Origin of the sequence: Methylocaldum szegediense (genome assembly GCF_949769195.1) — a bacterium.
Lineage (GTDB): Bacteria > Pseudomonadota > Gammaproteobacteria > Methylococcales > Methylococcaceae > Methylocaldum > Methylocaldum szegediense.
Genome location: NZ_OX458333.1, coordinates 460,076 through 479,424 on the forward strand (window position 1 = coordinate 460,076; position 19,349 = coordinate 479,424).

Below are 19,349 nucleotides of genomic sequence, written 5' to 3' on the forward strand. Positions count from 1 at the left end.
ACCCGGTGCAGGTAGTAATGTGAATCCGATTCGGAAACAGTTTAAGTACGGCGAATATCTGGTTACCTTTGAAACCGGAGAAATTGCACGACAAACGGACGCCGCCGTATTGGTGGATATGGCAGGAACGGTGGTCCTGGTCACTGTGGTGGGCGAGAAAGAGGCGTCGCCTGAGACAGACTTCTTCCCATTGACCGTAAATTATCAGGAAAAGGCCTATGCGGCAGGCCGCATTCCCGGCGGATTTTTCAAGCGTGAAGGTCGGCCGAGCGAGAAGGAAACCCTAACCGCACGATTGATCGACCGGCCAATTCGCCCGCTTTTTCCGGAGGGATTCACCAACGAGGTTCAGGTCGTCGCCACAGTTCTTTCCTTGAATCCGGAAGTTGATCCAGACATTCCTTCCATGTTGGGCGCTTCCGCAGCCCTGGTACTTTCCGGCATGCCTTTCCGGGGACCGATTGGCGCGGCGCGCGTCGGCCACATCGATGGCCAACTCGTCCTCAGTCCTCCCGCCTCCGCTCTCAAGAAGTCCAAGCTTGATCTGGTGGTCGCCGGTACGGAGAAGGCGGTTCTGATGGTCGAATCCGAAGCTGCCATGCTTTCGGAAGACGTCATGCTCGATGCCGTGTTGTTCGGCCACGAACACATGCAGGTAGCCATCAAGGCGATCCATGAGCTGGCCGAGATCGTGGGCGTAACGCCTTGGAACTGGGAGCCGCCGGTTGCCAACGAGGTTGTGTATCAGGCCGTGAAGGATTGGGCATCGGACCAACTCGGTGAGGCTTATCAAATCGCGGAAAAGCTGACTCGCCAGCAGAGGCTGAAGGAAATTCGGAAGGCCACCGTCGAGGCTCTGACGGAAGACGGGAAATACACCGAAAGTGCGGTTCGAAGCGCTTTGGAGAAACTGGAATCCGATATCGTGCGCTGGCGGATTCTGAATGAATCCAAACGTATCGACGGACGGGATTTGACGACTATACGGCCGATTCATATACGTACGGGCGTGTTGCCGCGCACACATGGTTCCGCATTGTTCACCCGGGGCGAAACTCAGGCTTTGGTGGTCGCCACTCTGGGTACCGGACGCGATGCGCAATTGATCGATGCAATCGAAGGAGAATATAAGGAATCCTTCATGCTGCATTATAATTTCCCGCCTTTTTGCGTGGGAGAGATCGGCCCAATCGGCGCTCCTAAGCGACGCGAAATCGGGCATGGGAGATTAGCGAAGCGCGGCGTGCAGGCGGTGATGCCGAGCCCTGAGGAGTTTCCGTACGTCATTCGAGTGGTCTCGGAGATTACCGAATCCAATGGATCGAGTTCCATGGCGTCGGTTTGCGGAACCAGCCTGGCTCTGATGGATGCGGGCGTACCAACCAAGGCACCGGTAGCCGGAATCGCGATGGGGTTAATCAAGGAGGGTGATCGTTTCGCAGTGCTTTCGGACATTATGGGTGACGAGGACCACCTGGGCGATATGGACTTCAAAGTTGCCGGTTCCAGAGATGGCATAACCGCGCTGCAAATGGATATCAAAATCGACGGGATCACCCCGGAGATCATGCGGCAGGCACTCGCGCAGGCTAAAGAGGGACGTCTCCATATTCTCGAGAAGATGGCTGAAGTATTGCCGACACCGCGCAAGGAGATGTCGGATTACGCTCCGCGCATCATGAGCTTTACCATCGACCCGAGTAAGATTCGCGATGTCATCGGCAAAGGTGGGGCAACGATTCGCGCCATCACCGAGGAAACGGGCGCGAGTATCGACATCAGCGACGACGGTGTCGTCAGGGTGGCGTCGGTTGACAAGGAAGCCGGAATGGAAGCACGCCGTCGCATCGAGGCGATCACGGCGGAAGTCGAAGTCGGAAAAGTGTACGAAGGGCGCGTCGCACGGCTGATGGATTTTGGTGCATTCGTGACGATTCTCCCGGGTAAGGACGGCTTAGTCCACATCTCCCAGATTTCGGACGAGCGCGTAGAGAAGGTCAGCGATAAGCTGGCCGAAGGCGATGTCGTCAAGGTCAAGGTCCTCGAAATCGACCGTCAAGGACGAGTTCGTCTCAGCATGAAGGCCGTCGATTGAGCCACATCCGATCGATCCGGCGGGGTTCCGGCTCCGCTGGTGGCTGTTCCAGAAGGTTCACACATCTGATTCTATCCGACCGGCGTTTTGTACGGTCGGCCCGCCTCCTCCCGAACGAGTTTGGGAAGCAAATAACCGGGCAACGTTTCTCTCATCGCTTGGTAAATCGCCAACGCTTTGTCGGTGGTTAGATCGAAGTGCTGGGTTCCCCGCGCCTTGTCTAGTAGGTGTAGGTAATAGGGTATTACGCCATTTTCGAAGAGCGTTTCGCTCAAACGAATAAGGATTTCGGCATCATCGTTCACGCCTTTCAATAATACGGTCTGATTGAGTAGGCAAATGCGCGCTTTTTGAAAGGCGGCCAGCGCCTCGCTGACGTCGCGGTCGAACTCGTTCGCGTGATTGGCATGAATGACGACAACGCTTTTCAGGCGTGTTTCCGTCAGCGCGGCTATGAGCTCTGCCGTAACGCGGCTTGGTAGAACAATGGGAAGGCGGGTATGAATCCGAAGTCGTCGGATATGCGGTATCGCTCCGATTTGTTCGATCAGCCGGGCTAAACGCTCATCGCTCAGGACCAAGGGGTCACCTCCGCTAAGAATTACCTCACGGATGCTTCGGTCGGCGCGAATGGCATCGAGTGCGTCCTGTTCCTGTCGTTTGCTGATCATATTGGCGTCATAGGGAAAGTTTCGCCTAAAGCAATAACGGCAGTGAATGGCGCAGGCACCGGTAGTGATTAGCAGAACCCGTCCCCGATATTTCTGCAGGACGCCCGGTGCGGTCACGGCATCTAAGTCTCCTACTGGATCGCTCGCGTAGTTCGGATGGTCGATCAGTTCCCGGGCGTCGGGCAGCACCTGGAGCAGGAGCGGATCGCGAGGATTCCGTTTGCTCATACGTCGGGCGTAGCTTGGCGTCACGCGAAACGAGAAGCGTTCGGTTACCGCCTGGAATTCCGGTCGATGGATTTCATCCAATTCCAAGAAATCCAGGAGATCGCTGAGCCTGGTAAAGGATTCGGCCAGCTCGGCCTGCCAGGTGGTGTTCATAGAGAGTTGGGTTTCTTAGGGCAAAGCCGTACATTATAATGCGGCGTATTTTTTGAGTTAACCGAAGCGAACGAGGAGAGAATGGCGACATTCAGCACCAATGAATTCAGGGGCGGATTGAAAGTGATGGTCGACGGTGATCCGTGTTCGATCATCGAAAATGAATTCGTGAAGCCTGGCAAGGGACAGGCCTTTAATCGCGTCAAACTTCGCAACCTCAAGACAGGCCGGGTCATCGAGCGTACCTTCAAATCTGGCGAGACACTGGAAGGAGCGGACGTCATCGATACGGAAATGCAATATCTTTACAACGACGGCCAACAATGGCACTTCATGGTTCCGGACACTTTCGAACAGTATGCTGCCGATGCCGATGCGGTGGGTGACGCCAAGAAATGGCTTAAAGAACAGGATATCTGCACCGTTACCTTGTACAACGGTGTTCCTATTTCCGTCACGCCGCCGAATTTCGTGGAGTTGACCATCGTCGAAACCGATCCAGGTGTGCGCGGGGACACATCCGGCGGCGGCGGGAAACCCGCCACTCTGGACACTGGAGCGGTCGTTAGAGTACCTCTGTTTGTACAGACCGGAGAGGTGATCAAAGTCGACACTCGAACCGGCGAGTACGTATCGCGAGTCAAATAGGTATCTTTCTAGTAGTCTCCACGGCGGACCCGAACCGTCCGCCGTATCCGCCGATTCCAAACCAAGCTAACACCTGACGATGGCGGAATGGCGTCCGAGTTGCTCCCTGGCCGCGCTCCGAAAGCGGGCGGAGTTGCTCGACCGAATTCGACGCTTTTTTGCGGCGAGGAATGTTCTGGAGGTCGAGACGCCACTGCTTTGCCGAGCGGGCGTTACCGACCCGAATCTCCGTTCTTTTACGACTCTTTTGCATCGACCCGGCTCTACCGAGGGTCAGCAGCTTTATCTGCAAACCTCCCCGGAATTCGCAATGAAGCGTCTGTTGGCGGCGGGCAGCGGTTCGATCTACCAGATTTGCAAAGCGTTTCGGAATGAGGAGTCGGGACGCTACCACAACCCGGAATTCACCCTTTTAGAGTGGTACAGGGTAGGCTTCAATCTCGCGCAATTGATCGACGAAATCGATACATTGCTGCGCGAGATTTGCGCCGAAGAGCTGAGGCTGGAATCGTCCGAGCGCCATAGCTACCGGGAGCTTTTTTACGAGCATGTCGGTGCCGATCCCCTGTTGGCTTCGTTCAAGCAGCTAGCCGAGTGCTCGAAGCTCCGGGGGCTACCTGAAGCTGAAGCGTTGTGCGGTAACGATCGCGCACTTTGGCTCGACTTACTTTTTAGCCATCTGGTGCAGCCCCACCTCGGGCGAGGACGGATCACATTCGTCTACGATTTCCCAGCATGTCTTCCTTCTCTTGCTCGAAAAAAGCCAAACGATCCTCTCGTGGTCGAACGGGTCGAGGTATTTCTCGAAGGACTGGAACTGGGCAACGGGTTTCACGAGCTGACCGATGCGGTCGAACAGGAAGAACGCTTCGACCGCGACCTCGCAGTTCGCAGAGCGGGCGGTTTGCCTGTGCCGCCGAAGGACCAACGTCTTCTTGGGGCACTTATGAACGGGCTACCCGATTGTTCTGGGATGGCTCTGGGGCTCGATCGCCTGCTGATGATCGTGATGCAGGCAGACTCGATCAATGATGTTCTAGCGTTTCCGATGGAGCGAGCCTGAACCGAAAAGGGAGGTTAATCTTGATGTTACAGGGATGGTGAATAGGTTAACGCTTGTTCCTTTTCGTAAGCACTTTGACAGGCGATACAGCGCTCGGTTGTCGGGTTGGCTTCGAGCCGCGCCAAGGCGATGGGTTGCTCGCAATCGACACAGATGCCGAATTCTCGGCTGCCGATGCGGATGAGCGCGGATTCTATTTCGCGGATTTCCTGAATATGGCGGTCTATGGACTGCAACTCCATATCGATGACCAAGTTGGCGACCGAGGCTTCTTCGGAATCGTGAACTTCTCCGGCAATATCGGTGAAATGATGGTGGCCGGAGCGAATGACTTCTTCGCGCACCTCTCGGGTAAGTTCGGCGAGACGTGTCTGAAGTCTATTGCGGAATGACTCGAGCTGCTCGTCGGTTAAGTGCTGAGGCATAACGGTATCCTTTCTTCAGCGGTTTCACGCGGCCTTCGCGACGGCATCAGGGATTGTCCGGGTCGCACGAGCCGACTCTGATCCAAACGCCGTAATCGCAGCGCAGAAGTACGTCTCCGCTGCAGACATAGGCCCCATGGGCATACTTCTTGTCGTTGAAGTAACAGACGGGTTCGCCCGGCACTTGTTGCTTCAGTACGAGATAGTCGTCGTCAAATTCCTCCATAATCGGCGACGTCCTCAGTTCCGGATCGGGAGCACCCACTTGAGGTTTGGAGATACGTTCGGCCACAGTGGTTCCTGATAGTCACGTCTACGATTCGGATGGCAGCCAATTATCGGCCGAACCGTTTGATCAAAAAATACGTGCTATTCCCACCGTTCGACCATCTTGACTCGTGGAGTGACACCACAGAGGAGTTCATAGGGGATGGTCGATGCATGTTGAGCGATTTCTTCGACCGGCAAGCCTTTGCCCCACAGCGTGACTTCGTCGCCGACCTGAGCATCGGGGCAATCCGTGAGATCGAGGCTGATCATGTCCATGGAAACGCGCCCGACCAAGCTTACCCGGCGTCCCCGAACCAACACCGGCGTGCCCGTTCGCGCACTGCGGGGGTAACCGTCACCATAGCCGACCGAAACGATTCCGAGGCGGGTGGGGCGTGGGCAAACCCACTCTCCGCCATAACCCACGGCATCGCCAGCTTTGAGGTCCTTCAAAGCGATAAGCCGGCTTCGAAAGGACATGACCGGCTTTAGACCCTCGTCCGGGCCGGTACGACCGGGAAACGGCGACACGCCGTAGAGTGCGATACCGGGGCGGACCCAGCCGGAACGGGTGCCATCCCAGGCCAAGACTCCCGCAGAGTTGGCGATGCTGCATTCGGTTTGAAGGTTATGGAGAGCGCTGTTGAAGCGATCCAACTGTTGTCCAGTAAATGTATCCTGTACGACATCGGCATTGGCTAAGTGGGTCATCACCGGGATAGGCCGGCGTACCGCGGGGCAGTTCTGCAGTCTCGAATAGTTTGGTGCGAACTGGTCCGCGAGCAGGCCGAGTCTGTGCATGCCGGTATCAAGTTTCAACCAAACAGTGACCACTTCGGCCGACGGAATTTGTTCAAGGAGTTCCGCCTGGAATGGGGAGTGGATGACCGGCTCGAGTCCATAGCGTATATGGAACTCGAGTTCTTCACGATCGAGAAAGCCCTGCAGCACGACGATGCGCTGTGTTATGCCCGCTTCGCGCAGAGCGATGCCCTCGCCGAGTCGCGCTACCGCGAAAGCGTCCGCGTCGGCCAACACCTTGGCGATGCGAAGCAAGCCATGGCCGTAGGCATTGGCCTTGAGCACCGCCATGATTTTCGCTTTCGGTGCGTACGCGCGGATACGGGTCAGATTATATGTAACCGCTGCCAGATCGAGTTCCGCGTAGGCTGAAAGGACCATGTTCAGAAGTCCTCGCCCGCGTACGGATCGGCGATGAAGTTTTCGAAACGCGTGTATTGGCCGAGAAAGGTGAGCCGTACGGTCCCGATGGGGCCGTTGCGTTGCTTGGCAACGATGATTTCGGCCGTGCCTTTGTCGGGGGAATCGGGATGGTAAACCTCGTCGCGGTAGATGAACACGATAAGGTCCGCGTCCTGCTCGATCGAGCCGGATTCGCGCAGGTCCGACGGTACCGGACGTTTATTGGGGCGCTGTTCGAGGTTACGGTTGAGCTGCGAGAGGGCGATCACCGGAACGTTCAGTTCCTTGGCGAGTGCTTTGAGTGAGCGGGAAATTTCCGAGATTTCCGCCACCCGGTTTTCGCCGCCGGAGCATTGCATGAGCTGAAGGTAGTCCAGTACCACGAGTCCGAGTTGGCCATGCTCCCGCGCTAGACGCCGGCAGCGGGCGCGCACTTCGGTGGGTGTCAGGGCAGGGGTGTCGTCGATGAACAGCTTGGTGTCCGCCAAGATGTTGATGGCGGAAGTCATGCGCGGCCATTCGTCATCCTCCAGCTTGCCGGTGCGCACCCGGTGCTGATCGATGCGGCCCAAGGAAGACATCATACGCATAGCGAGTTGCTCGCCCGGCATTTCCATGCTGAATACGGCCACCGGAAGCCGTTCCTTGATGGCTACGTTTTCAGCGATGTTCATGGCGAAGGTGGTTTTCCCCATGGACGGGCGGCCCGCGATGATGATGAGGTCGGAAGGTTGCAGGCCCGAGGTCAGTTCGTCGAAATCGCTGAAACCGGTGCTGACTCCGGTAATGTGGCCTTCCTTGTGGAACAGCATTTCGATCCGGTCGATGGCGGCCGTCAGCAGAGATTTGATCGATTTGAAGCCCGCTCCGCCGCGCCGCCGCTGATCGGCGATCTGAAACACTTTTTGTTCAGCCATTTCGAGCAACAGGGTCAAATCTCGATTTTCTGGCTGAAAGGCGGAATCAGCGATCTCGGTACCGGCGTGGATCAGCTGCCGCAAGACCGACTTCTCACGAACGATATCGGCGTAGGACGCGATATTGGCCGCGCTGGGCGTTTCCTTGGCCATCATGGCAAGGTAGGCGAGCCCTCCCGCTTCTTCCAGCGAACCGGTTTTTTCCAAAACTTCGGAGAGGGTAACGACATCGAATGGGATCTGTTTTTCGGCGAGTTCTTTGATAGCCCGAAATATGAGCCTATGATCCCGGCGATAGAAATCTTCTTCTCCGACGCGGTCGGCGACGACATCCCAGGTCTGATTGTCGAGCATGAGTCCGCCCAGAACGGATTGCTCGGCATGGATGGAGTATGGCGGAACGCGCAGGGCGTCCACCGTCTTGTCCGTTAAACGGGCGCGGTCAGACATGTTCAGCTATTGCGTATCGCTTGAATGATTCGGGTGGTCGAATAATCGCCTAGAAAATCGAGAATCCTGACTTCGCCGCCGTTGGCCAAGACATAGTCGTGGCCCGCAATTTCGTGGATATCTTTGTAGTCGCCTCCCTTGACGAGAATATCCGGCAGCAGACGTCCGATGACATCGCGTGGCGTATCCTCCTCAAACGGAACGACCCAATCGACGCATTCAAGCGCTGCAAGCATCGTCATGCGAAAGTCCAGCGGATTGACCGGGCGGCCACTCCCTTTGAGCCGTCTTACCGAGGCGTCGCTGTTGACCAGCACGATAAGCCGGTCGCCCAAGGCTCGGGCTTGTTGCAGGTATTGGATATGGCCAGGATGTAGAATGTCGAAGCAGCCATTGGTGACGACGATCTTTTCCCCGTTTCGTCGCGCCGCCTCGAGCAAAGGCAAGAGTTCGTCGAGTTCTATCACCCCGCGACGATGGGCTCGCTGCCCGTGTAGGGCAAAATCCAATTCTTCGAGTGTCACCGTTGCTGTCCCTAGCTTGCCCACGACGATTCCGGCGGCGAGATTCGCGAGGGCCGTGGCATCCCCCAGCGGTGAGCCCGCCGCGAGAGAGGCAGCGAGCGTCGATATGACGGTATCGCCGGCTCCAGTGACATCGTAAACCTCTTTGGCACGGGCTGGCAAATGCCGGGGCGGTTCGCCGCGCTGCAGCAAAGTCATTCCGTATTCGCCACGGGTAATGAGGAGAGCTTCCAGTTCGAGCTTTTCCAACAGGACAAAGCCTTTGTCCGCTAGCTCGGCGTCGTTCCTGCAAGGTCCGGCTACAGCCTCGAATTCGGCACGGTTGGGGGTGATGATCGTCGCGCCGCGATACCGCTCGAAATCGGTGCCCTTTGGATCTACCAATACCGTCTTGCCGGCGTTCCGCGCAATCCGAATCAGTTCCCGAACCGGTTCGAGCGTACCCTTGCCGTAGTCGGAGAGTACTACGGTGCCGGCGTCCTTTAATTTTCTGGCAAAAGTTTCGAGAAGGCGAGTCGACGGGACATCGTGAAAACGGTCTTCGAAATCCAGCCGGATGAGCTGTTGATGCCGACTCAGCACCCGAAGCTTGGTGATTGTTGGCAGCTCCGGAATCTGTTCCACGGCACAATCGATGCCAGCGGCTTCAAGAAAACCGATGAGGCTTTGTCCGGCTTGATCGTTTCCGCAGTAGCCGATAACGCTGGCCCGTGCTCCAATTTTGGCGATATTGAGGGCCACGTTGCCGGCGCCTCCCACACGTTCTTCCACGCTATTCACCAATACGACCGGGACGGGAGCCTCTGGCGAAATACGCGAGGTGTCGCCGTGCCAGTAACGGTCGAGCATCAGGTCGCCGACGACCAAGACGCGGGCCAGGTCGAAATTTGGAAGTTGCATGGATTCGAGGAAGCGGAGAAATGGGCGATAGGATACCACAAGCACCCAGGTTCTCCGGGATGGCGTTAGAACCGGTTAAAGGGCTGCATAGTTTGAGTGGAAGGGCCGTCGGCCGTGGCCGAGTTCGAGGGGTGTTACGAGCGTTTTGAATTGCGATGTCGGAGCGGGCGAGGATACCCGCTCCGGTCGATTTGATTGAGAGAGTGCGTTATTCGTCGCCGCCGAAAACGCCCAGCAAATGCAGAAGGCTGGTAAACAGATTGAAGATCGAAACGTACAAAGTCACCGTGGCGAGAATGTAATTGCGCTCGCCGCCGTGCACGATTTCGCTGGTTTGATAAAGGATGAGGCCAGCCATCAGAACGACGAACATCGCCGACACCGCAATATGGAGTCCCGGCAGGTCCGGAAGGAATAACGCGACGAGCCCTGCCAGGAAAGCGACCAGTATCCCGGCAGTAAGCATACCGCCCATAAAGCTGAAGTTTTTCCTCGTGATCAGGGCATATGCCGACAGCCCAAAGAAAATCGCGCCGGTGCCTCCCAGGGCAGTCATCACCAGTTGTGCGCCATTACCGACATTAGTCAGATAAATGTTGAGAATCGGCCCGAGAGTAAATCCCATAAAGCCGGTAAGGGCGAATACAAAGACCAGCCCGAGAGCGCTGTTCTGAAACTTGGAAACCAGGAACAGCAAGCCGAAATATCCGACCAAGGTTAGAACAACCCCGGGGTGAGGCAGCTCCAGGGCCATTGACAAACCCGCCGTGAGCGCGCTGAACGTCAGCGTCATGGCTAGCAAAGCGTACGTGTTCCGAAGGACTTTGTTGGTTTCCAATACCCCGGCAGAAGCACGGGCGTAAGCCGGATTGACTTGGTTCATACAAGATCTCCTTTGCTAGGACATAAACAGTAATTGGACCGAGAAATGGTACAGTAGTTTTTCGTACACGTGTAAGTGTGTAGAAGAGGGGTTTTTCCATGCCAGAGCCGTTTCGAGACAAGCTTTTTCGTCTCATCTCCGACCTCGTGCTTTGTCATTCGCCGAGCGGCATGGAACAAGAAATAGATGCGTTTATCCTCTCATGGTTGGAGTCCGTCGGCGTCAAGGCCCATTCGGACAACGCCGGCAATATCATCGCGCGGATTCGGGGAGTGAATTCCGGTCCTGTGCTTGCCGTTACCGCGCACAAAGATGAAATTGGAGGCATCGTGAAGCGTGTACGCGAAGACGGCAAGGTGGAAGTGCGTAGACTCGGGGGATCGTTTCCCTGGATTTACGGCGAAGGGGTTGTGGATTTGCTGGGAGACCGGCTGACGATTCCGGCGATTTTGAGTTTCGGTTCCCGGCATGTCTGCCATGAATCGCCGCAAAAGGTATACGAGGAAGACAAACCGCCGAAATGGGATACCGTTTGGGTGGATACAAAAATGAGCAAATCGGAACTGGAAGACGCCGGGGTACGTCCGGGGACTCGAATGGTGGTCGGCAGACATCGAAAGGCACCGTTTCGGATGGGTGATTACATCGCAAGCTACGCGCTGGACAACAAGGCGTCGGTCGCGATTCTTTTGTTGCTGGCGGAGGCCATCAAGGCGCCTGCAGCAGACCTGGATCTGGTGTTCACTGCGAAGGAGGAGGTGGGAGCGATTGGAGCGCTCTATTACACCCATCAGAAACGAATCGACGAGCTGATTGCTTTGGAGATCGCTCCTAAATCGGCGGAGTATCCCATCGAAAGCGACGAAGATCCGGTGCTCTTGTCGCAGGACAGTTACGGTATGTACGATGAAACGCTCAATGGCCGTCTGGCGACGGCCGCCCGCAAGGCTGGCCTACATGTGCAATATGCCGTTCTGAGCCAGTTCGGTAGCGATGCCTCGATCGCGATGAAAGCCGGGCACGTATCGAAGGCCGCTTGCCTCGGATTTCCCGCCGAGAATTCCCACGGATACGAAATCGCCCATTTGGGCGCATTGGAAGCGTGTTATCGGATATTGCAAACCTACTTGTCCTGATGCGGTCTAAGGCTCAGGTTCGGCTCAACGGTTGATTTTTGAATATACGTTGCCCTATAACAGGCATATTCGATTCTTGAGGCATATGTTTTTACCGATGAAGAACCGATTTGGATTGATTTTCAGCATCTTGATAGGGCTTTCCTTGGCGTTTTCCGGGATGGGCGACGCTTACGCCAAGCGTTTGGGCGGCGGCAAATCATTTGGCAGCCGGCCTTCGTACAGCGTGCCCTACAAGCGCTCCACCGACATGACCCGGCCCGTTTCTCCAGCTCAGCAACAAGCGCATCAGTCCGCGGCTCATCAAAAAAATCAAGCCGCGCGCGAAGCGATGGCGCGGAGAGGCGGACTCATGGGGATGCTGGGTGGCTTAGCTTTGGGAGGCTTATTGGGCGCTCTTTTGTTCGGTGGAGCTTTCGAGCATCTCAATCTCCTGGATCTTCTGGTCTTCGCACTGATTGCCTACATGCTCTTTAAACTTCTGGCTAGAAGGCGAGCCGAATCGAGCGAAGCAGCCGCTGGGAGCGGATATTATTCGGGGTATGATGCGGCGCCGAATTCGGAATTCGGTGATGCTTATCAGCGTCAGGGCGATTCCGGACCTGTGGGTAAGCCGAGTTTCGATACGGATCTTCTGTTTGGGAAAAAACGCGGTGCTTCGCCTTCTGCACAAACAGCCGACCTGTCAAATCGGCCGAAATCCGTTCCGGCGGACTTTGACGCGGCGGCTTTCCTTTCCGGCGCGAAAGCAGCCTACCAGATCATGCAGAAAGCGTGGGACGAGGGAGACCTCGCTGAGTTGAGGTCCCTGACCACCGACAAGGTATTCGGCGAACTTCAGGACCAGTTGAGAGCACGCGGAACCGCGACCAACACGACGGAACTGCTCAAGGTCGACGCTGAGTTGCTCGAGGTGCGTGACCTCGGGACGGAGCGCGAGGCAACCGTACTCTTCGATGTCATCATGCGCGAATCTCCCGAGGAGCGGCCTGCCCAGGTGCGCGAAGTCTGGCACTTCGTACGGTCGAAATACAGCCGCCAGCCTACCTGGTTCCTGGATGGAATCCAGCAGCTGGAAGATTAACGCGTGCCGGAAAATCCGGGATGAGTTGTTTCCAACTCATCCCTCATACTTGATACATGAATAGAGTTTCGATTTGGCTTCTAGCCTTCGCCGCCTTGATATTGGCGGGTCTAGGTTTATACCGGTGGGGTGGCGAACGGAGCGTCCCCGACGCCGAGTTTGTTACGATCAAGGGTGAACACATCCGATTGCGAGAACTTCGCGGCCATCCGGTGCTGGTGACATTCTGGGCCAGCGACTGCCGGGCATGTATCGAGGAATTGCCCGATTTGGCTGAGTTGTACCGCGAGTTTTCAGGTCGGGGCTTGAAATTGATTTCGGTCGCCATGGCTTATGATCTGCCGAGCCGAGTCGTAAGCATGGCCGAAGCGAACAAATTGCCTTATCCCGTTGCACTGGACCCGCTTGGGCGGTTGGCGGAAACATTCGGTCAAGTCCGGCTGGTTCCCAATAGCTTCCTTATCGGCCCGGACGGCCATATCGTCATGCACCAGCTGGGACGGATCGATGTGCGGAACTTTCGGGAAAAGGTCGAGCGTTTGCTCGAAGAGGCATAAGCGATGTGGCTGAAAGCCTTTCACCTTATCTTCATGGTGACCTGGTTCGCTGGCCTGTTCTACCTCCCTCGCTTGTTCGTTTACCACACGATGAGTTCCGACGCCGTCAGCGTCGAGCGATTCAAGATCATGGAGCGCAAGCTTTATTTCGGGATCATGACGCCCGGAATGATTTTGACGCTCGTGTTCGGAGTATGGATGCTGCACGATTATGCGTGGGATGCTTATGGTGACAGCGGGTGGCTGCGGGTGAAACTATTTTTGCTGGGATTGCTGATCGGCTATCACGTCCTCTGCGGAAAATGGCTGAACGATCTGAAGCATGACCGCAATACCCATAGCCATATTTTCTTCCGCTGGATGAACGAAGTTCCGGTTCTGTTCTTGTTTTCGATCGTCCTTTTGGCCACCCTAAAGCCGTTCTAACGTCCCCTGTTTGCTTGTTTAAACCAATCACTTTTCTATTCTGTCGAGGATAACCGCATGCCAACTTATGACTACCAGTGCGAAGCTTGCCAACATGAATTTACCGCCATGCATAAGATCAGCGAAGCGGCACCGAAATGTCCCGACTGTGGCGGTGACGTGCGGAAAAAACTCTCGGCTCCGGCCGTACATGGTGGTAACGGGAGAAAAGAGGCTGCCGCAAATTCTGGGCACGGCTGCGGGGGAGGGACGTGCGGGTGTAGACACTAAAGGATGGGCAACGAAACCCAATCAACCGGCTTTCCAGGGAAGGACAGCACCTCGCTAGTCAATTGCTTCCGTACGGAAGCCTTCCTGATTCCAGCAGAGCACCGTTTCACCGTGTCCCCATTCCGGTAAGACGAATCGCTGGCAACGTTTTTTCTCGATCTCGAGCTCGTGGACGGCAGGTCTGTGGGTGTGCCCGTGGATCAAGCGTTCCACACCGTAACGGAGCATGGTTGCTCGTACGGTCTCCGGATTGACGTCCATGATCTCCTCGCTTTTCCCACGCTTATCAAGGCCGCTTTTGAAACGGTACCAGCGTCCATATAAGCGGCGTAGCCAAAGAGGCTTGGACAGTGCATACCGTTTCCAGCTGTCCGTGCGGACGCGTTCGCGAGCTTTTTGATACTGGACATCGTCGGTACAAAGGAGGTCGCCATGGGTAAGCAGGGTGGGCACGCCATACAGATCGATGACTTCATAGTCGCCCAGCAAGCCGATGCCGGTCTCTCGAGCAAACCGCTCGCCAACCAGGAAGTCCCGATTGCCGTGCTGGAAGTATACCTTGGTGCCCGATTCCGTAAGCCGTCTGAACGCGGTCTTGATCTCCCGGTTAGGGGACTGGTTGTCGTCGTCGCCGAGATAGGCATCGAAAAGATCCCCCAATATGTACAGCCGCTCGGCATTCCCGGTACGACGTTCCAGAAACCGCAAGAAACGCTGTGTGATTTCCGGCCGTGCGCTACAAAGGTGCAGATCGGAGATGAACAGCGTTTCGTTTTTCAAAGTCGGCGGTGTTCCGATTATTGGTAGATGACAGTCGCTTTCTCGAGAATGATCGGCGTCGTCGGGACGTCAGACGCCATTGGGCCGCCGGGGCCCGTCGGAATTGTTGCCATTTTGTCCACAACGTCCATACCCTCGGTAACCTCACCGAATACGGCATAGCCCCAGCCCTGGGGCGTCGAACTCTTGTAGTCCAGGAATGCGTTGTCGACAAAGTTGATGAAGAACTGCGAGGTAGCGGAATGGGGATCCGATGTACGTGCCATTGCGATGGTCCCTCGCTTGTTCTTGAGTCCGTTGTCGGCCTCGTTCTTGATGGCTTTATGAGTGGGTTTACGCTTGAAATCTTCGGTATACCCTCCTCCTTGTGCCATAAAATTTGGTATTACCCGGTGGAAAATGGTGCCGTCATAATGCCCCTCGCGGACATAGGTCAGAAAGTTTTCGACTGTAACCGGCGCTTTAGTGGAATCGAGTTTTAAGATGATGTCCCCGAGATTAGTCTCAAGCTTCACTTGAGGGGCAGGCTCATTCATATTGGGTTTCTCCGCTGCAACGGATGATAAGCTAATGCCGAAAAGGCAGACGAAAAGAATCGTGCCGAGTCGCATAACGTCTCGAGTATACATTAGGAATCGCGCACGGTATCAACTCCGGGTTCTTGCTCACAAGTTGGATCGCACGGATTATCCGGCTCCAGGGACGCGATTTCTTTGATGATACCGTCATTCAATCCGTAAACCCATCCGTGGAGATCCGGACGGTTGCCAGATCTCCATGCACGCTGGATTACCGAGGTTTGGGCCAAGTTATGAACCTGTTCGATGACATTGAGTTCAACCAGGCGATTGTGGCGCGCCTCCTCGGAGGGTTCCGCATCGATGGTTGCTCGGTGCAGGCGATGGATGTCTTTGATGTACTTGAGCCACTTATTCATGAACAAATGGTCCGGCTGTGGCTTTCCCATGGCCGCTTGAATGCTACCGCAGCCATAATGGCCACAGACAACGATGTGCTTCACCTTTAGAAAATCGACGGCATATTCCAACGCGGCCAAAAAATTCATATCCATGACGACCACCTGGTTGCCGATATTTCGATGCACGAAAATTTCACCCGGCTCGCTTTGTGTCACCTGATCCGCGTGCACCCGGCTGTCTGAACAGCCGATCCAGAATACATCCGGATGCCGTGGCTGACGCAGATTTTCAAAAAAATCTGGATCGTGGGCGGCCTTCTCTTGAGCCCAAGCTTTATTTTCAAGCAGCAGCCTTTCGAGTGGTTTCATAATGTTCTCCGTCTAGTGTGAGTTGTTTCTTGGCCGAAGCAGGTTTTTTGGTTTTTTTGGGTTTTCCGTCGAGGTTCTTCAGCTCCACGGTGATGTTGTCGTCTGAAGCGGCCGCCACGAAGTCATAGATGGTCTCAAGGATGTCCTGGTCGATGAACTGCGCCCGACTCGCATCAATGATGACATAACCGTTTTCCTCGACGCTGTCGAGATACCGCCGCAACAGCGCCTTGTTCAAGAAAGACACGTCCTTGTGCAGCCGCAAGAGATAGTTGTTGCCGTGCCGGGTCAAGGTGATCGCCGCATGGAAGTTGGTCCGGATGACGTAGTACAGACCGACCACCATGCCCACAGCAATACCCTTCAACAGGTCGGTTGCGAGGATCGCTACGATGGTGACCACAAACGGCACGATCTGGCTGGCCCCTTTGGCGTACATCTCCTTGAACAGCTTCGGCTTAGCCAGCTTGTAGCCGGTCAAGAGCAGGATCGCCGCCAAACAGGCCAAAGGAATCAGGTTCAAATACTCGGTAATGAACATCACGCTCAACAGCAAGAGAACGCCATGCGTGAAACACGCCACCTTGGTGCGCCCACCGGCATTCACGTTGGCGGAACTGCGCACGATTACCGCCGTCATCGGCAACCCGCCGATAGCCCCAGAGATCAGATTGCCGAGCCCCTGCGCCTTCAATTCCCGATTAGTCGGGGCAACCCGTTTCAAGGGGTCGATCTTGTCCGCCGCTTCCAGGCTCAAAAGCGTCTCCAGACTCGCGATGATGGCGATGGTGACGGCGACCGTATACACCTCGGGGTTAGCCCACTGCGTGAAATCCGGGAAGGTGAACTGCTGAAAGAAGCCTTGCACACCTTGAATCTCCGGCAGCTTCACCAGATGTTCCTGCGCAATCGCGTAAGCCGGTGCGAACTTCATCGTGAGCAGGTTGTACGCCACCCCCCAGAGCACCGCGACCAACGGCCCCGGAATCAGGCCTAACACGGCATTGCGCTTGAACAGCGAGGTCTCCCACAGCAGCATGATCCCGATCGCTACCACACTCACAATCACCGCACCCGGCGAAATGGCTTCTAGCGAATAGGCGAGTTCCGAGAAAGTCGTATGGCCGTCCGGTTGAGAGTAAGCTTCGTTACCCTCGAAATCGGCGTCGTAGCCGACCGCGTGCGGGATTTGTTTGAGGATCAGGATCAAGCCGATGGCGGCGAGCATGCCTTTGATCACGGCCGATGGAAAGTAGGCGCCGATCACCCCGGCCTGGAGGAAGCCCAGGACCAATTGGAGTCCACCGGCGATGACGACGCTCAGCAAAAAGGACTGGAAGCTGCCGAGCTTGTCGATGGCGTTCAGCACGATGACAGTGAGCCCTGCCGCCGGACCGCTTACGCTCAGCTGTGAACCGCTGGCCCAAGCGACCACCACGCCGCCGACGATGCCGGTGATGATGCCGGCGAACAGTGGAGCACCGGAAGCGAGCGCGATCCCCAGGCACAGCGGCAGGGCAACCAGGAACACGACGATACCTGCAGGAATGTCATTCCGCAGATGACTTAGGTAATAACGGATATGTTTGTGTACCATGAGCTAAAACCCTGTTGTTCGGAGTGGTTGTGCGATCTGTCGACACCGTGGGCTCCGTTCCACAAAAGTTCGTTGTCTTTTTCCGGCAGAACGCAGATGAATCGGTGAATTGAGCGATCGATTGCGGGACCGTGGCTGAGGACCCGTTCGACCCGCCATAATCTATAACAGGTATCGAATCGATACAATCAATTTCCTTATTGCAAATTCCGCTCTCCGCTTAAGGGTTTAGCCCGGCACTTCGAATTTTTTCCGACGCCTCGGCGTAAGCGGAGGAATCGGTAGCCGCGTCTAGCCTTGTGACCCAGGCGGATACTGCCGGGGCGCTGGCACTGGTAATAAGGGTAGGTACAAGCCCTCCCAAGAAGACCAAAATGATCAGTATCACAGCCAGAGCCGATTCTCGTGGACGCAGATCGGAAGCGGTACGGACCGAGCTCAGCTTGAGCGGTCCCCAGAAAGCCCGCTGAAAGAAGCCCACGAAGTATGCAGCTCCCAAAATTACGCCAAACAACGCGGCAAGACCGGTACCGGGGTGGGCCTGGAACGCACCGAGGATGATCAAATGCTCGGCGGCAAAGCCGTTGGTGCCGGGCACACCCATGGCGGCAATGCCAAGCAGAAAGAAAAAGGCCGTGAACAGAGGCATCGAGCGCGCTAAGCCGCCCAGATTGGAAAGTTCCGTCGACCCCAGGCGGTGGTGGAGAAACCCGGCTAATAGAAAGATGCCGCCGGATACCACGGCAAAATTGATCAGTTGAAACAAGGCACCTTGCACGCCCTGAAGGTTCAACGTTGCGAGGCCGATCACCACGAAGCCGGCGTGGCTGACGCTGGAATAGGCTAATAAACGGCGCAAATTGGTTTGCTTAAGTGCGATGAGGGCCCCGTACAATACGCCGATAGTACCCAAGGCCGTCAAAATCCAGATGTTTTCGCTGGCGGCATCGGGAACCAAGGGAATGGCGAATCGAATGAGACCGTAAAGCCCGAGCTTGAGTCCGGTAATCAGAGCGGAGACTCCCGCCGGCCCTTCCATCGCGATCGTCGGCAGCCAGGTGTGAAACGGGAAAAGTGGTACCTTGACCGCGAACCCGAGAAAAAGGAGCAGAAATACAGCTGTCCGTATGTCTTCGGAAACCGGCACATGAAGCAGTGTCAGGTAGTCGAAGGAAAGCCCGCGAGGCGCGGAGAGCCCGGTCTGCTCCGCGTGGTTTAGCGCTAGGAGGATGATAGCGAACAGCAACGGAACGCCGCCCGCAAGCATGAAGAGCGTGTATTTGCTCGCGGCATAACGCCGTTGTGGTCCGATTCCCCAAAGGCTTACTAGGAAAAAGATGGGGATGAGGGTCAGTTCCCAGAATAGGAAGAATAGCACCAGATCGAGGGCGCAGAACACGCCGAGTGTGGCGCTTTCTAAGACAAACGTGAGGGCGAGATAAAGCCTCACCTGGTTTTGAACCTGAGTCCAAGACGCTGCAATCACGGCCGAGGTCAAAAGCGCCGTGAGCGGCAGAAAGAGGATCGAAAAACCGTCCACGCCGACCGTGTAAAACACGTTGAGACTCGGTATCCAGACCGCACGCTCGATGAGTTGCAATTTTGAGGAGCCGAAATCGAAAAGGCCGAGCAGAATCAAGGACAGCAACAACTCCGCGAGTGAGGCCGCGAGAGCGAACCGCCGCGCCGCTACTGGATTCGGAATAAAAAGCAACAAACCGGCCGCTATTAGCGGAAGGAATATCAGAACAGTCAGAATCGGAAAATCAACGGTAGTCAAT

The 19,349-nt window shown here is 55.9% G+C and carries 20 protein-coding genes; 8 read left to right on the forward strand and 12 right to left on the reverse strand.

Annotated elements, in window-relative coordinates; genetic code table 11:
- Positions 1–19: 19 nt before the first annotated feature.
- Positions 20–2,095 (forward strand): polyribonucleotide nucleotidyltransferase, encoded by a 2,076-nt coding sequence (gene pnp, locus QEN43_RS02000; RefSeq protein ID WP_026610602.1) that lies wholly within the window; start codon positions 20–22, stop codon positions 2,093–2,095.
- Positions 2,096–2,166: 71 nt separating this feature from the next.
- On the opposite strand, the gene epmB is transcribed toward pnp, so the two are convergent.
- Complete coding sequence (gene epmB, locus QEN43_RS02005; RefSeq protein WP_026610603.1) at positions 2,167–3,147, reverse strand: EF-P beta-lysylation protein EpmB; 981 nt, start codon at positions 3,145–3,147, stop codon at positions 2,167–2,169.
- Positions 3,148–3,228: 81 nt separating this feature from the next.
- On the opposite strand from epmB, the gene efp reads away from it, so the two are divergent.
- Entirely contained in the window at positions 3,229–3,795 is a 567-nt protein-coding gene (efp, locus tag QEN43_RS02010) for an elongation factor P (RefSeq protein WP_026610604.1), read from the forward strand.
- A gap of 79 nt (positions 3,796–3,874) precedes the next feature.
- Positions 3,875–4,858: an EF-P lysine aminoacylase EpmA gene (gene epmA, locus QEN43_RS02015; protein ID WP_036268953.1), complete on the forward strand. Its 984-nt coding sequence runs from the start codon at positions 3,875–3,877 to the stop codon at positions 4,856–4,858.
- Positions 4,859–4,884: 26 nt separating this feature from the next.
- Here epmA and QEN43_RS02020 read toward each other — a convergent pair whose 3' ends face one another.
- The 6 genes from QEN43_RS02020 to QEN43_RS02045 form a co-directional block, all read right to left on the reverse strand.
- Complete coding sequence (locus tag QEN43_RS02020) at positions 4,885–5,283, reverse strand: TraR/DksA family transcriptional regulator (RefSeq protein ID WP_026610606.1); 399 nt, start codon at positions 5,281–5,283, stop codon at positions 4,885–4,887.
- 46 nt (positions 5,284–5,329) lie between these two features.
- A complete protein-coding gene (locus QEN43_RS02025; RefSeq protein WP_026610607.1) occupies positions 5,330–5,575 on the reverse strand; it encodes a DUF1496 domain-containing protein in 246 nt (81 codons plus the stop codon).
- A gap of 77 nt (positions 5,576–5,652) precedes the next feature.
- Positions 5,653–6,735: an alanine racemase gene (alr, locus tag QEN43_RS02030; RefSeq protein WP_026610608.1), complete on the reverse strand. Its 1,083-nt coding sequence runs from the start codon at positions 6,733–6,735 to the stop codon at positions 5,653–5,655.
- Between the two features lie 2 nt (positions 6,736–6,737).
- Positions 6,738–8,123 (reverse strand): replicative DNA helicase, encoded by a 1,386-nt coding sequence (gene dnaB, locus QEN43_RS02035; protein WP_317963654.1) that lies wholly within the window; start codon positions 8,121–8,123, stop codon positions 6,738–6,740.
- 2 nt (positions 8,124–8,125) lie between these two features.
- Positions 8,126–9,547: a bifunctional D-glycero-beta-D-manno-heptose-7-phosphate kinase/D-glycero-beta-D-manno-heptose 1-phosphate adenylyltransferase HldE gene (gene hldE, locus QEN43_RS02040; protein ID WP_026610610.1), complete on the reverse strand. Its 1,422-nt coding sequence runs from the start codon at positions 9,545–9,547 to the stop codon at positions 8,126–8,128.
- A 208-nt stretch (positions 9,548–9,755) separates the two neighbouring features.
- Positions 9,756–10,430, reverse strand: coding sequence for a Bax inhibitor-1/YccA family protein (locus tag QEN43_RS02045; protein ID WP_026610611.1), 675 nt, complete (start codon positions 10,428–10,430; stop codon positions 9,756–9,758).
- Between the two features lie 98 nt (positions 10,431–10,528).
- Here QEN43_RS02045 and QEN43_RS02050 point away from each other — a divergent pair, with 98 nt between their 5' ends.
- The 5 genes from QEN43_RS02050 (at position 10,529) to QEN43_RS02070 (ending at position 13,903) form a co-directional block, all read left to right on the forward strand.
- Positions 10,529–11,566: a M42 family metallopeptidase gene (locus QEN43_RS02050; protein WP_026610612.1), complete on the forward strand. Its 1,038-nt coding sequence runs from the start codon at positions 10,529–10,531 to the stop codon at positions 11,564–11,566.
- Between the two features lie 97 nt (positions 11,567–11,663).
- On the forward strand, positions 11,664–12,650 hold the full coding sequence (locus tag QEN43_RS02055) for a Tim44 domain-containing protein (protein WP_026610613.1): 987 nt from the start codon (positions 11,664–11,666) through the stop codon (positions 12,648–12,650).
- 56 nt (positions 12,651–12,706) lie between these two features.
- Positions 12,707–13,207, forward strand: coding sequence for a peroxiredoxin family protein (locus tag QEN43_RS02060; protein ID WP_317963655.1), 501 nt, complete (start codon positions 12,707–12,709; stop codon positions 13,205–13,207).
- A 3-nt stretch (positions 13,208–13,210) separates the two neighbouring features.
- Positions 13,211–13,633 (forward strand): protoporphyrinogen oxidase HemJ, encoded by a 423-nt coding sequence (gene hemJ, locus QEN43_RS02065; RefSeq protein ID WP_026610615.1) that lies wholly within the window; start codon positions 13,211–13,213, stop codon positions 13,631–13,633.
- Positions 13,634–13,690: 57 nt separating this feature from the next.
- Positions 13,691–13,903, forward strand: coding sequence for an FmdB family zinc ribbon protein (locus QEN43_RS02070; protein ID WP_026610616.1), 213 nt, complete (start codon positions 13,691–13,693; stop codon positions 13,901–13,903).
- Between the two features lie 54 nt (positions 13,904–13,957).
- Here the strand turns inward: QEN43_RS02070 and QEN43_RS02075 are convergent, their stop codons facing one another.
- From QEN43_RS02075 to QEN43_RS02095, 5 genes are all read right to left on the reverse strand, one after another.
- A complete protein-coding gene (locus QEN43_RS02075) occupies positions 13,958–14,683 on the reverse strand; it encodes a UDP-2,3-diacylglucosamine diphosphatase (RefSeq protein WP_026610617.1) in 726 nt (241 codons plus the stop codon).
- A 17-nt stretch (positions 14,684–14,700) separates the two neighbouring features.
- Positions 14,701–15,294 (reverse strand): peptidylprolyl isomerase, encoded by a 594-nt coding sequence (locus QEN43_RS02080; RefSeq protein ID WP_317963656.1) that lies wholly within the window; start codon positions 15,292–15,294, stop codon positions 14,701–14,703.
- A 17-nt stretch (positions 15,295–15,311) separates the two neighbouring features.
- Positions 15,312–15,971 (reverse strand): carbonic anhydrase, encoded by a 660-nt coding sequence (locus tag QEN43_RS02085; RefSeq protein WP_026610619.1) that lies wholly within the window; start codon positions 15,969–15,971, stop codon positions 15,312–15,314.
- The gene (locus QEN43_RS02090; protein WP_317963657.1) at positions 15,943–17,568 is read right to left on the reverse strand and encodes a SulP family inorganic anion transporter; all 1,626 of its coding nucleotides are present in this window, start codon (positions 17,566–17,568) and stop codon (positions 15,943–15,945) included. The genes QEN43_RS02085 and QEN43_RS02090 overlap by 29 nt, the downstream gene beginning before the upstream one ends.
- A 220-nt stretch (positions 17,569–17,788) precedes the next feature.
- Positions 17,789–19,348 (reverse strand): complex I subunit 4 family protein, encoded by a 1,560-nt coding sequence (locus QEN43_RS02095; protein ID WP_026610620.1) that lies wholly within the window; start codon positions 19,346–19,348, stop codon positions 17,789–17,791.
- Position 19,349 lies beyond the last annotated feature (1 nt).

Bases quoted from the DNA above. Each gene is read 5' to 3' on its own strand.
- epmB (WP_026610603.1), bottom strand. From the start codon at position 3,147: ATGAACACCACCTGGCAGGCCGAGCTGGCCGAATCCTTTACCAGGCTC.
- efp (WP_026610604.1), top strand. From the start codon at position 3,229: ATGGCGACATTCAGCACCAATGAATTCAGGGGCGGATTGAAAGTGATG.
- epmA (WP_036268953.1), top strand. From the start codon at position 3,875: ATGGCGGAATGGCGTCCGAGTTGCTCCCTGGCCGCGCTCCGAAAGCGG.
- QEN43_RS02020 (WP_026610606.1), bottom strand. From the start codon at position 5,283: ATGCCTCAGCACTTAACCGACGAGCAGCTCGAGTCATTCCGCAATAGA.
- alr (WP_026610608.1), bottom strand. From the start codon at position 6,735: ATGGTCCTTTCAGCCTACGCGGAACTCGATCTGGCAGCGGTTACATAT.
- dnaB (WP_317963654.1), bottom strand. From the start codon at position 8,123: ATGTCTGACCGCGCCCGTTTAACGGACAAGACGGTGGACGCCCTGCGC.
- hldE (WP_026610610.1), bottom strand. From the start codon at position 9,547: ATGCAACTTCCAAATTTCGACCTGGCCCGCGTCTTGGTCGTCGGCGAC.
- QEN43_RS02045 (WP_026610611.1), bottom strand. From the start codon at position 10,430: ATGAACCAAGTCAATCCGGCTTACGCCCGTGCTTCTGCCGGGGTATTG.
- QEN43_RS02050 (WP_026610612.1), top strand. From the start codon at position 10,529: ATGCCAGAGCCGTTTCGAGACAAGCTTTTTCGTCTCATCTCCGACCTC.
- QEN43_RS02055 (WP_026610613.1), top strand. From the start codon at position 11,664: ATGAAGAACCGATTTGGATTGATTTTCAGCATCTTGATAGGGCTTTCC.
- QEN43_RS02060 (WP_317963655.1), top strand. From the start codon at position 12,707: ATGAATAGAGTTTCGATTTGGCTTCTAGCCTTCGCCGCCTTGATATTG.
- hemJ (WP_026610615.1), top strand. From the start codon at position 13,211: ATGTGGCTGAAAGCCTTTCACCTTATCTTCATGGTGACCTGGTTCGCT.
- QEN43_RS02070 (WP_026610616.1), top strand. From the start codon at position 13,691: ATGCCAACTTATGACTACCAGTGCGAAGCTTGCCAACATGAATTTACC.
- QEN43_RS02080 (WP_317963656.1), bottom strand. From the start codon at position 15,294: ATGCGACTCGGCACGATTCTTTTCGTCTGCCTTTTCGGCATTAGCTTA.
- QEN43_RS02085 (WP_026610619.1), bottom strand. From the start codon at position 15,971: ATGAAACCACTCGAAAGGCTGCTGCTTGAAAATAAAGCTTGGGCTCAA.
- QEN43_RS02090 (WP_317963657.1), bottom strand. From the start codon at position 17,568: ATGGTACACAAACATATCCGTTATTACCTAAGTCATCTGCGGAATGAC.